This window comes from Micromonospora sp. NPDC049374, from assembly GCF_040677165.1.
Classification (GTDB): Bacteria; Actinomycetota; Actinomycetes; order Mycobacteriales; family Micromonosporaceae; genus Micromonospora.
The window spans coordinates 25,811-39,045 of the sequence record NZ_JBFAQH010000029.1; the positions used below are offsets into that span (position 1 = coordinate 25,811).

Genomic DNA, 13,235 nt, shown 5'->3' on the forward strand with positions numbered 1-13,235 from the left:
GCAGGCGATAGGGTCTCGATCAGCACTGCGCGGGCGGGAGGCGAGATGACCCCAGAGCATGTCGACGTGCTCATCGTCGGCGCCGGTCTCTCCGGCATCGGAGCCGCCTGCCACCTCCGGCGTCGCCATCCCGGCCGGACGTACGCGCTGGTCGAGGCGCGCGACGCGATCGGCGGCACCTGGGACCTGTTCCGCTACCCGGGTGTGCGTTCGGACTCGGACATGTTCACCCTCGGTTACTCGTTCGCGCCGTGGACCGCCCCGAAGAGCCTTGCCGACGGCGACACGATCCGCGACTACCTGCGTCGTACCGCCGACGAGCACGACGTCACCCGACACATCCGGTTCCGGCACCGCGTCGAGCGGGCCGAATGGGACAGCCACCAGGCCCGCTGGACGGTGCACGTCCGCCGCGAGGACACCACCGAGACCGTCGTACTGACCTGCTCCTTCCTGTACGCCTGCACCGGCTATTACCGGTACGAGGCCGGCCACACGCCGCACTTCACCGGTCAGGAACGGTTCACCGGCCGGATCGTGCACCCCCAGCACTGGCCCGCCGACCTCGACCTCACCGGCCGTCGGGTGGTGGTGATCGGCAGTGGCGCCACCGCCGTGACGCTGGTGCCGGCGTTGGCCCGACGGGCGGCCCGGGTGACCATGCTGCAACGCTCACCCACGTACCTGCTGGCGCTGTCCTCCCGCGACCGGCTCGCCGACGCCGTGCGCCGGCTGCTGCCGGCGGGCCTGGCGCACCAGACCGTGCGCTGGAAGAACATCCTGCTCGCCACGGCCAACTACCAGCTCAGCCGGCGCGCCCCCCGGCTGGTACGCGGGTTGCTGCGGCGCGGGGCGGCCCGCCGGCTGCCCGCCGGCTTCGACGTCGAACGTCACTTCACCCCCCGCTACGACCCGTGGGACCAGCGGCTGTGCGTGGTCCCCGACGGTGACCTGTTCACCGTGCTCTCCGACGGGCGGGCCGAGGTGGTCACCGACACCGTGGACACCTTCACCGCCAGGGGCATCCGGCTCGCCTCGGGTCGGGACCTGCCGGCCGAGGTGGTGGTCACCGCCACCGGGCTGGACCTGCTCGCCCTCGGCGGGATGACCCTGCGGGTGGACGGGGTGGAGGTGGACCTGCCGGAGACCGTCGCGTACAAGGGAATGATGCTCTCCGGGGTGCCGAACTTCGCGATGACCATCGGCTACACCAACGCCTCCTGGACGCTCAAGGCCGACCTGGTGGCCGGCTACGTGTGCCGGCTGCTGCGCCACCTGGACCGCACCGGAACCCAGATCGTCACCCCACTCGCCCCGCCACCGGGCCGGCGTACGCCGTTGATCGGCCTCACCTCCGGGTATGTGCGGCGCGGCGTCGGCAGGCTGCCACGCCAGGGCACCCGGGCACCGTGGCGGCTGCACCAGAACTACCTGCGTGACCTGCTGCCCATGCGGTACGGGCGGCTGACCGACGCCGACGTCCGGTTCGAGCGGGCCGGCGCACCGCGCAGCAACCCCGTCGACGCGTAGGTGCTCCGGCCAGCCACACCACAGGCGTGCCGGCTCGGATCGCCCAAGTCCGCGCCTGACACCGCGTCGGCACCGGCGGCGAAGCGGTGCCGATCCGTCGTCGCGGCGGTAGGTTCGCCTGCGGAGGCGAACGCGGCAGCCGCCGTCGTGGGGCGACGACGCGAACGCGGCAGCCGCCGTCGTGGGACGACGACGCCAGCCGCGGGCCGGCGCGGAGTAGGAGGAAAGCGTGAGCCAGCAGGTACGGGGAGTCATCTCCCGCAGCAAGGGCGCACCCGTCGAGGTCACCGAGATCGTGGTGCCCGACCCCGGTCCGGGCGAGGCGGTGGTCCGGGTGCAGTCGTGCGGCGTCTGCCACACCGACCTGCACTACCGCGAGGGCGGCATCAACGACGACTACCCGTTCCTGCTCGGCCACGAGGCCGCCGGCATCGTCGAGCAGGTCGGCGAGGGCGTGGACGCCGTCGCGCCCGGTGACTTCGTGGTGCTCAACTGGCGGGCCGTCTGCGGAATGTGCCGGGCCTGTCGGCGCGGACGCCCGTGGTACTGCTTCGCCACCCACAACGCCGCCCGCAAGATGACTCTCACCGACGGCACCGAACTCGCCCCGGCGTTGGGCATCGGCGCTTTCGCCGAGAAGACCCTGGTCCACGCCGGCCAGTGCACCAAGGTCGACCCGGCGGCCCGGCCGGCCGCCGTCGGGCTGCTCGGCTGCGGGGTGATGGCGGGCCTCGGCGCGGCGATGAACACCGGCGGGGTGACCCGCGGTGACTCGGTGGCGGTGATCGGCTGCGGTGGCGTCGGCGACGCGGCGGTGGCCGGCGCGGCCCTGGCCGGCGCGACGACGATCATCGCGGTGGACACCGACTCCCGCAAACTCGACTGGGCCCGCCGGTTCGGTGCCACCCACACCGTCAACGCCTCCGAGGCCGACCCGGTGGCGGAGATCCAGGCCGCCACCGGCGGCTTCGGCGCCGACGTGGTGATCGACGCGGTCGGCCGGCCGGAGACCTGGAAGCAGGCCTTCTACGCCCGCGACCTGGCCGGCACGGTCGTGCTGGTCGGCGTGCCCACGCCCGAGATGCGCGTCGAACTACCCCTGTTGGACGTCTTCGGCCGCGGTGGCGCCCTCAAGTCCAGCTGGTACGGCGACTGCCTGCCCAGCCGCGACTTCCCGATGCTCACCGAGCTGTACCTGCAGGGCCGCCTCGACCTGGACGCCTTCGTCACCGAGGAGATCGGACTGGACGGGGTGGAGGAGGCGTTCGCCCGGATGCACCGGGGCGACGTGCTCCGCTCGGTGGTGGTCTTCTGATGGCCGCCCGGATCGACCACGCGGTCACCTCCGGCACCTTCTCCCTCGACGGTCAGACCTTCGACGTGGACAACAACGTCTGGGTGGTCGGCGACGCCACCGAGTGCGTCGTGATCGACGCCCCGCACGACGTCGACGCCATCCTCGACGTGGTGGCCGGGCGGCGGGTGACCGCGATCGTCGCCACGCACGCCCACGACGACCACGTCCGGGTCGCTCCGCAGCTGGCCCGGGCCACCGGCGCCCCGGTGCTGCTGCACCCCGCCGACCGGGTGCTCTGGGACATGGTGCATCCCGACGAACCACCGGGCGGCACCCTCGCCGACGGCCAGACCATCACGGTGGGCGGCACCACGCTGACCGTGCTGCACACCCCGGGGCACAGCCCCGGCGCGTGCTGCCTGCACGCCCCCGACCTGGGCGTGGTCTTCACCGGCGACACCCTGTTCGCCGGCGGCCCGGGCGCCACCGGCCGCTCGTACAGCGACTTCGGCACCATCGTCGACTCGATCCGCGACCGGCTGCTCACCCTGCCGCCGGACACCGTGGTGCACACCGGGCACGGCGACAGCACCAGCATCGGGGTCGAGGCTCCGCAGCTGCCACAGTGGCTGGCCAGGGGCCACTGACGTCGCCGCCGCCCAACCTGGTACGCCGGAAACCGGGATGCGGCCAGGAGCCGGTCCCGGCGACACTGCCGGCATGTCCGTCCACCCGACGCTGACCGCCGCGCAACGGGCGGCACTGCGCCACGTGCGCGCGGTGGCGCTGCGTGACCGTCCCGCCGCGCTTGCGGTCATCGGGCGGGCGCTGGCCGCCGTCGGGGTACGACACGAACCGGAGCGACTCGTCGCGGCGATCGGCCGGCAGGGACGGATCACCCTCAACTTCCACCCGGACCGGCTGCGCGCCGACGGCCGCACGGTCGCCGAAGCGCTCGCCGCCGAGGGCGTCTACCGCAGCCAGTTCGAGACGCGGATCTCCAACGGTGGCCTCACCGCGTACCCCGGCGGGGACCGTGACCGATGGGAGGAGCGCCTGTTCGGCGGCGCCTACCAGCGACCGGACGTCGGACCGGCGGAGCGGCCGAAGTACGGCGGCCTGAATCTGCTCGACCATCCCGACGGTGCCTGCCCCCGGTTCGGCTCCTGCCACCTGCGGCTGCGTCCCGAGGTGCTGACCCGGACCACCTTCTGCTTCGGCGACAGCCACCTCGGACCGCGCGACGTCGGCACCGTCGACGCGGTCGAGCCGGTGCTGGCCGCCCTGATCGCCGCCACCACCGAGACCGGCGTGTGCCTGGGCCGGCCCGGTACGGATCTGGTGACCCTCACGGGTGAACTGTTGCGCCTTCGGGAGGCGCTGGCCGCGACGCCCCGGGCCGCCGGCCGTGCCCTCGACGACTATGTCGAGGCACAGGTGCACGGCGAGGTCCGACTGGACCGGGACGTTCTGGAACTGGTCGTCGACCCGTCGTTCCGGGGTACCGGCACGGCGGCGAGGCTGCTCGCGGCCGCCCACCGGTACGGTTTCCCGATCCGCTGGCACGCCGGCTTCGCGCTGCCGGTGGACCGGGTGGACGCTGAATTCCGCGGGCCGGCGATCCCACCGCTGGCGGCCCGGGTGCACGCCGAGTTCGCCCGGGCGGGGGAGCCGCTGCACGCCGCACTGATCGGCCGCGCCGCCGCGTCCGTGTTGACCGACCCGGGCCGCTGGGCAGACCGCGGCCCGACCACTGACACATTGCAGCACCTCAAGCAGCTCTGGCACGTTCTGGTGCGGTTCGGCACCCCGTACGAGGTGTGAACCCGGCTGTCCGCTTCGTGTCCCACCGAGCAGGTCTGCGCCGTGACCTGGGTCGCAGCCCACCACCACCGACACATTTCCGGAATGGCGGACATGCCAGCCGGGTTGTGTCCCCCATAGTGCCGGCTGGCAAACCCTCGACCTGCCCGGCCGTCCCCCCGAGAGCGGCTCAACCCGAGCGGCTCGTACCCGATCGAAAGGGCAACCATCGTGAAGCCGGACTTCACTCGATGGCTCCCGGCCATCGCGACGATCCCGAACCGGAAGACCGCGCTCAGCGTGGTGGGCGTGACCGCCCTCGCCGGACTCGCCTTCGGCCCCACCGCCGTGGCCGCACCGATCACCGCCGCCCCGCATGCCGGCGCCGTCGCGGCGATCGACCGGGCGACCGGTCGCACCAACACCGGCGTCACCGTGGAATCCGGGCTGACCACCGCCGGCCGCACCGACAAGCCGGACGCCGGGAAGCCGACCCGGGACGAGCTGATCCCGTACGGAGTGCAGGGCGCCCAGTCGCGCGTGCCGCTCGACGACGCCCAGCGTGACAACGCCAAGACCATCATCGAGGTGGCCAAGCGCACCGGTGTCGGTGAGCGGGGCGCCGTGATCGGCATCGCCACCGCGTTGCAGGAGTCGAAGCTCTACAACCTCGGACACCTGGGCGCCTGGAACGACCACGACTCGCAGGGCCTGTTCCAGCAGCGTCCGTCCACCGGATGGGGCAGCGTGGAGCAGATCCGGGATCCCGAGTACTCCTCGACCGTCTTCTTCGAGGCCCTGAAGAACGTCGGCGGCTGGCGGGATCTGCCGCTGACCACCGCCGCGCAGACCGTGCAGGTGTCGGCCTACCCCTTCCACTACGCGCAGTGGGAGGAGCAGGCGGCGGACATCGTCTCCCAGCTCTGGTGAGGTAGCTGGTGACCGGCCGGCCCGTGCTCGGGCCGGCCGGTCGCGTTCCGGCCGGGGCACGCCGCCGACATCCGGCCGGTCGGCCAGGATCAGCGGTCCGCCGCACAGCGCGGGAACGCGGCGCAGCGTGAAACCGGAGTGGGACGCGGCGCGGTCAGGCCAGCGGCGTGGCCTCCCGACGCAGCGTCGACGAGCCGACCCCGACCGACCAGCCGGCGACCCACCGGGTCGCGCTCGCCCGCCGGGTCCGGTCGGCCAGGTGGTACCAGTCCATCCGGCAGCGCTGCCGGGTCACCTCAAGCACTCCGTAGCCGTGGCCGTCCAGCTCGGTCCAGCGCACGTGTGGGTTCGTCGAACGGATCAGGGTCGTACCGAGGCCACTGAGCGCGTTGCCGGCCGGCAGACCCAGGAAATCGTTGACGTTGTCGCTGGTGACCGACGGCACCACGAACTCGGCGGCGGCCGGGTTGGCCGGCCCGGTGCTGCGGGTGGTCACCTCGTTGGCCCAGGACGTGTGGATGTCGCCGGTCAGGAACACCACGTCGCGGGTGCCGGTGGCCCGCAGGTGGTCGACCAACTCGTTGCGATCGGCGTTGTAGCCGTCCCATTGGTCGGCGTTGAGCACCGCACCGTTCTGCGGCACGCCGAGCAGCGTCCCCAGCGGGCCGAGCAGCCACGCGGGGAGCGCTCCGACATCGAGCCGGGCGATCATCACCGGGTTGCCGACCAGCTTCCACCGGGCGGTGGAGCTGGCCAGTCCGCTCTTGAGCCAGCTCATCTGGGCCTGTCCGGTGATGGTCCGGGCCGGGTCGTCCACCGCGATGCCCGAACTCTGTTGGGACCGATAGGTCCGCAGGTCCAGCATGGACAACTCCGCGAGCCGGCCGAACCGCAGTCGCCGGTAGATCGCCCCGTCCGCACCGGTCCGTACCGGCATCCATTCCAGGTACGCCTGCCGGGCCGCTGCCAGCCGCACCGCGAAGTCACCCTCCGCTCCCGGCGTGTGGTTCTCCGCACCGCCGGACCACTGGTCGTTGGCCACCTCGTGGTCGTCCCAGGTGATCACCCACGGCAGGGCCGCGTGCAATGCCTGAAGATCGGGGTCCGTCTTGTAGAGGGCGTGCCGGGCCCGGTAGTCGGCAAGCGACAGTGTCTCGTGTGCCGGGCTCACCGGCCGCACGACGGTGGAGCCGGCGGCGAACTGCCCGGTGCCGTACTCGTACAGGTAGTCGCCCAGGTGCACCACGAGGTTCAGGTCACCACGCTCGGCCAGATGCCGGTACGCCGCGAAGTAGCCCGCCTCCCAGTTGGAGCAGGAGACGACGCCCAACCGCAACCGGTCGATCTCGGCGTCGAGGTGCGGTGCGGTCATCGTCCGGCCGGTCGGTGACCAACCGCCCGCGTACCCGAAGCGGTACCAGTAGGTGGTGGCCGGTGCCAGTCCCGTCACCGGCACCCGTACCGTATGGTCCCGTCCCGGCCCGGTGACCTGGACGCCGTTGGCCACCAGTGTGGCGAAGTCCGGATCGGCGGCCACCTGCCACGTCACCGGTGCCTCGGGACCCAGCCCGGAACCTGGCTGGGCCTGCTCGGTCGGAGTCAGCCGGGTCCACAACAGGACCCCGTCGGGCAGCGGATCGCCGGAGGCGACGCCGTGCCGGAAGGCACCAGCGGCGGCCTGGGCCGCGGCGCTGCCGGTGAGGGTGGCCCCGGCGAGCGCCGCCGTGCCGGCGGACGCGCCGGCCACGCGCAGGAGGGTACGACGGTCGAGGGTGTTCGTCATGGTTGCTGTGTCTACCGGCCCCGCCGTCCGTTTCGCTGCCCCGGCGACCACTGTTCGCCCGGGTTTCCGCAGTCGTTCTCGTTCCCACGGTCCGGGCGCACGAGCCCGGGACCGCCGGCATCTGGCTGTGCGTCGCGATCATCCGGGCGGAGCTTCTCCTCGCCGGTCACCGCCCGGGACTCGGCTGCTACGGGCGAGGTCCCTCAGACACGCCCTTTGGCAGCCGCCCCTCCCGAGGCGCGACGGCGGTGGTTGCCGATGATGTCGACGGCGGCCGCCACCAGGGCCAGCGCGATGATCGCGGCCGAGGTGAGCAGCGACCGTTCGAACGCCCTCGACCAGGCGTCCGCGCCGTCGGCCAGCGCGGAGAAGAAGACCGCGCCGACCACCGCGATCCCGGCGGCCGACCCGATCCGCTGCCCGGTCTGCAACATCCCGGCCCCACTGCCGGCCTGCGGAACCGGCACCTCCGTCAGGGTCAGCGTCTGGTTGGGGGCGATCACCAGGCCGCTGCCGATGCCGGCGACCAGCAACGGCAGTGCGGTCACCCAGGGCACCGGGGCGCGTGGTGCCAGCTCGATGGCCAGCGCGGCGAGACCGAGACCGGTCACCACGCCGACCAGCCCGATGGCGACCAGCGGGCGGCCGTACCGGTTGACCAGCCGCCCGCCGACGGCGGACGCGACGGCTGAACCGAGCGCGAAGGGGGTGATGGCCGCACCGGCGACCAGGGCGCTGTAGCCACGTCCGTTCTGCAGGTAGAGGGTGAAGATGAAGAAGATAGCGGTGAACCCGCCGAAGTAGAGCAGCGCGATCGTCGAGCCGAGGGCGTACGACCGGTGCCGGAACAGCCGGACGTCGAACAGCGGCGGGCCGTGCCGGGCGTACCGGCGCTCCCAGCCGATGAAGCCGGCGAGGGTGACCAGGCCGGCGGGCACCAGCAGCCACTTCGTCGCGCCGTGCCACTGCTCGCGTTGCACCAGCGGCAGCAGCACGAGCGTCACGCCGATGCCGAGCAGCAGCACGCCGACCGGATCGAACCGGCGTTGCGCCCCGCGTGGGGTGATCCGGCCGGGCAGCAACCGCCAGCCGAGCAGCACCGCGACGATGCCCACCGGCACGTTGACGAAGAAGACCCACCGCCAGCCGTGTTCCGGGCCACCGGCAGCGATCAGCAGGCCGCCGAGCAGCGGACCGATCGCGGTGGAGATGCCGATGGTGGCACCGAGCCAGCCGAAGGGCCGACCCCGCTCGGGCCCGGCGAACAGCTGCTGGATCAGGCCAATCACCTGCGGGTTCACCACCCCGGCGGCGGCGCCCTGGAGCAGCCGGGCGGCGATCAGCCAGCCGGGGGACTGGGCCAGCCCGGCCAGCGCGCTGGTAAGCGTGAACAGGGCGATGCCGAAGACGAACGCGTTGCGCCGCCCACGGACGTCACCGAAGCGTCCCGCCGGCACCAGGACCAGCCCGAAGCTCAGCGCGTACCCGGACAGCACCCATTGCAGGTCGCTCGGATCGGCCCGCAGGGCACGCTCCAGGGACGGCAGGGCGACGTTGACGATGCTGATGTCGAGCAGCGTCATGAACGCCGCGACCAGCCCCACACCGAGGGCCTGCCAGCGTCGCCGCTCGTACGGCGCCGCCCCGGACGCGGCCGAACCGCTGGGCTGCGCCGAGGTCAATCGGCGATCCGGCGCCGTGCCGTCGGATTGCGATGGTGGCCTGCGCGACCGTGCGTCATGCCAGTTGCTGCGCGCAGAAGCGGGGACCGAAGTCGAGCCCGGCCATCGGCGAATCCTCCCGGTGCAGCAGGTTCTTCTCGGTCAGCAGGTGCAGCGGGGCCCGCAGTTGCTCCTCGGTCAGCCCGCACTCCTGGGCGATCATGTCCGGGTACGGTACCTGGCCGCGCGCCTCCAGGGCCGCCACCGCGTCGTACACCCGCGCCTCGACGTCCGACAGCCGCACCTCTTGCATGGTGTCCTCCTCGCGCCTCCGTCCGCCTGCGGCAGGCGGTCTGCGGCCGGCGGTTACCCGGCGCGGCGGCGAAAATGCCCGCGCCGACGCCCCGTCCCGGTCGACCGTTGCCGCCGCCCGAGCCTGGGCTGATCTACCCTGCATCAGTGAGCGTCTGGGAACTCGTGGTGATCGGTGGCGGGCCCGCCGGGCTCTCCGCCGCCACCGCCGCCGCCCGCCGAGGGGTACGCACGCTTGTCGTCGAGCGCGCCGCGCATCCGCGCTACAAGACCTGCGGCGGTGGTCTGATCGGCACCTCGCTGGCCGCGGTGGCCGGGCGGATCGAGGTACCCGCCCACGACACGGTGGACCGGGTCACCTTCACCCTCGACGGGCGAGGCGGGTTCACCCGCCGACATGGCGCGGGGCCGCTGGTGAGCATGGTGCGCCGGGAGGAGTTCGACGACCGGCTCCGGGCCGCCGCGGTGGCCGCCGGGGTCGAGGTCCGCGAGCGGGCAACCGTCCGGTCGGTGGAGCAGGACCCTGACGTCGTACGCCTGCGACTGGCCGACGGCGAGCTGCTGCTGGCCCGTACGGTCATCGGTGCCGATGGCTCGTCCGGGGTCAGCGGCCGGCACGTCGGGGTGCGTCACCGTCAGGTGGATCTGGGGCTGGAGCTGGAGCTGCCGGTTCCGCCGCCGGAGCAGGCCCGGTGGCGGAGCCGGGTGCTGCTCGACTGGGGGCCGCTGCCCGGCTCGTACGCCTGGGTGTTCCCGAAGGGTGATCGGCTCACCGTCGGTGTGATCGCCGGCCGGGGCGAGGGGGAGCGGACCCGGCAGTACCTGCGGAGGTTCGTCGATCGTCTCGGGTTGGCCCACGTCTCGCCGATCCACGACTCGGGTCACCTGACCCGCTGCCGGACCCACGACTCGCCGCTGCGGCGAGGGCGGGTGCTGGTCGTCGGCGACGCCGCCGGCCTGTTGGAGCCCTGGACCAGGGAGGGGATCAGCTACGCGTTGCGTTCCGGCGAGTTGGCCGGGGCGGCGGTGGCAAACGCCGATCTCGCTGGCTACGAACGGTCGGTGACCGAGCGCCTCGTCCCGGCCATGCGGGGCGGGCAGCGGCTGCTCGACGTCTTCTCCCAGCGACCGGCGCTCTGCCACAGGTTGCTCGCCACGCCGCCGGGCTGGCGCGCATTCACCCGGTTCTGTCTGGGCCGGGCCGAGTTCGACGAGGTGGTCGGCCGGGCGCCGGTCCGGGCGGCGCTGGCGCTGGCGGCCCGCCTACCCGCACCGAGGCGCAGCGTCGCCGCTCGAATGTCCGACTGACGGCGGACCTGCTGGTCCCACACGCCCCGAAATCAGCCATACAGGATCCTAGGATGCTGTACGGATGGTGACGGAGCACGCGTGGTCACCACGGCTGGCGTTTCCGACGACTTCGCCCGGGTAGGGGCTTGCGGGACCGCAACCCCACGATCCCGGGCGAGGAGACCTCCGTGAGCGAGACGCAGCACACCCAGCAGGACCCGACCGAGCAGTACGGCCAGCAGTCAGGGCAACCGAACCAGCAGCAGAGCCCGCCGGGTCGTACCGGCGAGATGACACCGAAGCCGGATCACGGCGAAGACTCCTATCGGGGCACCGGCAAGCTCGACGGCAAGAAAGCGGTGATCACCGGCGGTGACTCGGGTATCGGCCGGGCGGTCGCCATCGCGTACGCCCGGGAGGGTGCCGACGTGCTGATCTCCTACCTCGGCGAGGAGGAGGACGCGGACGCCCGGGAGACCGTACGCCTCATCGAGGCCGCAGGTCGCAAGGGCGTCGCGATCCGGGGTGACATCGCCGACGAGCGCAACTGCGAGGCGTTGATCGATCGGGCGGTGAGCGACCTGGGTGGCATCGACATCCTGGTCAACAACGCGGCGTACCAGATGGCGCAGGACAAGGGCATTGCCGGCATCAGCACCGAACAGTTCGACCGGGTCTTCAAGACCAACCTGTACGCGATGTTCTGGCTGTGCAAGGCGGCGCTGCCGCATCTGGGCGAGGGTTCCACGATCATCAACACGTCCTCGATCCAGGCCTTCGACCCGTCGCCGCAGTTGCTCGACTATGCCACCACAAAGGCGGGGATCGCCAACTTCACCAAGGCCCTCGCCGCCGACCTGGTCGATCGGGGCATCCGGGTCAACGCGGTGGCACCGGGTCCGATCTGGACCCCGCTGATCCCGGCGACCATGCCGGAGGAGAAGGTCGAGCAGTTCGGCACCGACACCCCGGTCGGTCGGCCCGGTCAGCCCGCGGAGCTGGCTCCCGCGTACGTCTTCTTCGCCTCGCAGGAGTCGAGTTTCATCACCGGCGAGGTCCTGGGGGTCACCGGCGGCCGCTTCACCAAGTGACGTCCCCGTCGACCCGGTGCTCCCGCCGGCTCGGTGCGGGTCAGCGGGGCCGGGTCAGCGCGGCCAGGCCGCCAAGTGCCGCCGGACCTGGGCGACCTCGGCGGGGCCGAGGCCGTAGCGGGTGAACCGGGCATCCGGGATCCGGTCGAGGTACCGGCCGGCCGCCCGCACGTCGTCGTCATCGAGGGCGGGATCGAGCTGCCGGGCGAGTTCCAGCAGCTCGGCCACGGACCGGTGCTCCAGGGCGGAGGCCACATCGATGTAGTCGCGTACCTCGCGACGGTTGACCAGGGCGGCGGTCTTGTTGGCGATGAGATCCCGGACGTCCATGACCGGACCGAGGTCCATCACCACCGGGCTGCGGTGTCGGTCGAGGCGGGCCAGGCTGAGGCGGATGCGCCGGTCGTCCCGGGCGACGACGAAGTCCCGCAGGTCCCGGTCGAAGCCGTCGAAGAGGTCACCGAGATCGCTGTCCGGGTCGGCGTCGGCCACCTCGAATCCGGCACGTTCCAGCGCGGCCCGGACGTCGGCCGCCGCCGCGGCGGCGGCACCCTCCACGTCGGCGAAGAGGTCGACGTCCTCGGTGGGGCGGGTGACCAGTCCGTGTGCGGCCCAGGCCACCCCGCCGCCGAGGACGAAGCGATGCGGCCCGGCGACGGTCAACGCGACCCGGGCGACCTCGCGGTAGAAATCGTGTGGGTGTGCGTCGGGGCTTGCCCCGGTCACGCCGACCGGAGCCCCTGGTGTCGGCTCTCCCACGCCAGCCGTACCCCCCGGGGCAGGTTGAGCAGCTGCCACACCCGGCGCAGCGTTCGCCCGTTGACCAGCTGGCGCAGGTCGTCGACGTTCGTGGTCTCGCGCAGCACGTTCTCGTACAGCCAGAGCAACTGGTCGGGGTCGGCGAGGTCGAAGGCGCGGTCGGCGCACCACATCAGCCGTACCGGCAGTTCCACCACGCCTCGGGTGGGCCCGCGCAGCTCGGCGAGCGTCCGGGCCACCACGGCGGGACGGCCGGGTCGGGCCAGGTGCGCCACGCCGGTCGTGGTGGGGGAGACCGCCTGCATGCTGTCAGGGTAACCCCAGACCCGGTCGGCCCGGACCCACGACCTGCCCCGGGTTGGCCGGCGAAGCCCTGTTCGGGTGGTTTGTCCGCGTGCGCTGTCCTGCTGGGCGTCGGAGTCTGGGCGCTGTGGGGGTGTGGGCGCTGTTGGGGTGCGGCCTGTCGTGCGCTTCGTTGTGGGCGCTGGTGGGGGTGTGGCCCGCCGTGCCGGCTTCGGGCGGTCAGGCTTGATCCCTGCGCCGGGCACGGCGGGCCACACCCTCGTCGTGCGTGAGCTTCGCCCGAATGTGCCCGGTGTCCGGTTCGGTCGGCGTCCTGTCGGGGATCTTGGTGCGATCAGGCCCCTCGGTGGGTGGTTTCGGACCAAGATCGCGGAGTGGTCGGGGGCTCGGGGTGGAATGGGTGGCGGGTCGGGGTGGTTGTAGACGGGTGAGCGACCGAGGAAGACCGCCTGCCGCACGGTGGGTGGGTGTGGCCC

At 72.4% G+C, this 13,235-nt stretch carries 12 protein-coding genes; 7 read left to right on the forward strand and 5 right to left on the reverse strand.

Features of this window, described 5'->3' with window-relative positions:
• The first annotated feature begins 45 nt into the window (after window positions 1-45).
• From AB0J93_RS29230 to AB0J93_RS29250, 5 genes are all read left to right on the forward strand, one after another.
• Window positions 46-1,530, forward strand: a complete 1,485-nt coding sequence (locus tag AB0J93_RS29230; protein WP_363925562.1) for an NAD(P)/FAD-dependent oxidoreductase — start codon at window positions 46-48, stop codon at window positions 1,528-1,530.
• A 229-nt stretch (window positions 1,531-1,759) separates the two neighbouring features.
• Window positions 1,760-2,845, forward strand: a complete 1,086-nt coding sequence (locus AB0J93_RS29235) for an S-(hydroxymethyl)mycothiol dehydrogenase (protein WP_363925563.1) — start codon at window positions 1,760-1,762, stop codon at window positions 2,843-2,845.
• Complete coding sequence (locus tag AB0J93_RS29240) at window positions 2,845-3,474, forward strand: MBL fold metallo-hydrolase (protein ID WP_363925564.1); 630 nt, start codon at window positions 2,845-2,847, stop codon at window positions 3,472-3,474. Before AB0J93_RS29235 ends, AB0J93_RS29240 begins: the two co-directional genes overlap by 1 nt.
• A 73-nt stretch (window positions 3,475-3,547) precedes the next feature.
• Window positions 3,548-4,651, forward strand: coding sequence for a DUF3626 domain-containing protein (locus tag AB0J93_RS29245; protein WP_363925565.1), 1,104 nt, complete (start codon window positions 3,548-3,550; stop codon window positions 4,649-4,651).
• A gap of 210 nt (window positions 4,652-4,861) precedes the next feature.
• Complete coding sequence (locus AB0J93_RS29250; RefSeq protein WP_363925566.1) at window positions 4,862-5,560, forward strand: hypothetical protein; 699 nt, start codon at window positions 4,862-4,864, stop codon at window positions 5,558-5,560.
• A gap of 154 nt (window positions 5,561-5,714) precedes the next feature.
• On the opposite strand, the gene AB0J93_RS29255 is transcribed toward AB0J93_RS29250, so the two are convergent.
• The 3 genes from AB0J93_RS29255 to AB0J93_RS29265 form a co-directional block, all read right to left on the reverse strand.
• Window positions 5,715-7,343, reverse strand: a complete 1,629-nt coding sequence (locus tag AB0J93_RS29255) for an alkaline phosphatase D family protein (RefSeq protein WP_363925567.1) — start codon at window positions 7,341-7,343, stop codon at window positions 5,715-5,717.
• A 203-nt stretch (window positions 7,344-7,546) separates the two neighbouring features.
• Window positions 7,547-9,025, reverse strand: coding sequence for an MFS transporter (locus tag AB0J93_RS29260; protein ID WP_363925568.1), 1,479 nt, complete (start codon window positions 9,023-9,025; stop codon window positions 7,547-7,549).
• Window positions 9,026-9,080: 55 nt separating this feature from the next.
• A complete protein-coding gene (locus AB0J93_RS29265) occupies window positions 9,081-9,317 on the reverse strand; it encodes a hypothetical protein (protein ID WP_363925569.1) in 237 nt (78 codons plus the stop codon).
• A gap of 146 nt (window positions 9,318-9,463) precedes the next feature.
• Here AB0J93_RS29265 and AB0J93_RS29270 point away from each other — a divergent pair, with 146 nt between their 5' ends.
• Together AB0J93_RS29270 and AB0J93_RS29275 are read left to right on the forward strand one after the other, a co-directional pair.
• A complete protein-coding gene (locus tag AB0J93_RS29270) occupies window positions 9,464-10,624 on the forward strand; it encodes a geranylgeranyl reductase family protein (protein WP_363925570.1) in 1,161 nt (386 codons plus the stop codon).
• 170 nt (window positions 10,625-10,794) lie between these two features.
• A complete protein-coding gene (locus AB0J93_RS29275; RefSeq protein WP_363925571.1) occupies window positions 10,795-11,697 on the forward strand; it encodes an SDR family oxidoreductase in 903 nt (300 codons plus the stop codon).
• 54 nt (window positions 11,698-11,751) lie between these two features.
• Here the strand turns inward: AB0J93_RS29275 and AB0J93_RS29280 are convergent, their stop codons facing one another.
• Window positions 11,752-12,423 (reverse strand): nucleotidyl transferase AbiEii/AbiGii toxin family protein, encoded by a 672-nt coding sequence (locus AB0J93_RS29280; RefSeq protein WP_363925572.1) that lies wholly within the window; start codon window positions 12,421-12,423, stop codon window positions 11,752-11,754.
• On the reverse strand, window positions 12,420-12,761 hold the full coding sequence (locus tag AB0J93_RS29285; RefSeq protein WP_363925573.1) for a hypothetical protein: 342 nt from the start codon (window positions 12,759-12,761) through the stop codon (window positions 12,420-12,422). Before AB0J93_RS29285 ends, AB0J93_RS29280 begins: the two co-directional genes overlap by 4 nt.
• Between the last annotated feature and the right edge of the window lie 474 nt (window positions 12,762-13,235).

Excerpts from the sequence above, each read along its gene's own strand:
- AB0J93_RS29265 (WP_363925569.1), bottom strand. The coding sequence starts at position 9,317 with ATGCAAGAGGTGCGGCTGTCGGACGTCGAGGCGCGGGTGTACGACGCG.
- AB0J93_RS29245 (WP_363925565.1), top strand. The coding sequence starts at position 3,548 with ATGTCCGTCCACCCGACGCTGACCGCCGCGCAACGGGCGGCACTGCGC.
- AB0J93_RS29230 (WP_363925562.1), top strand. The coding sequence starts at position 46 with ATGACCCCAGAGCATGTCGACGTGCTCATCGTCGGCGCCGGTCTCTCC.
- AB0J93_RS29240 (WP_363925564.1), top strand. The coding sequence starts at position 2,845 with ATGGCCGCCCGGATCGACCACGCGGTCACCTCCGGCACCTTCTCCCTC.
- AB0J93_RS29255 (WP_363925567.1), bottom strand. The coding sequence starts at position 7,343 with ATGACGAACACCCTCGACCGTCGTACCCTCCTGCGCGTGGCCGGCGCG.
- AB0J93_RS29285 (WP_363925573.1), bottom strand. The coding sequence starts at position 12,761 with ATGCAGGCGGTCTCCCCCACCACGACCGGCGTGGCGCACCTGGCCCGA.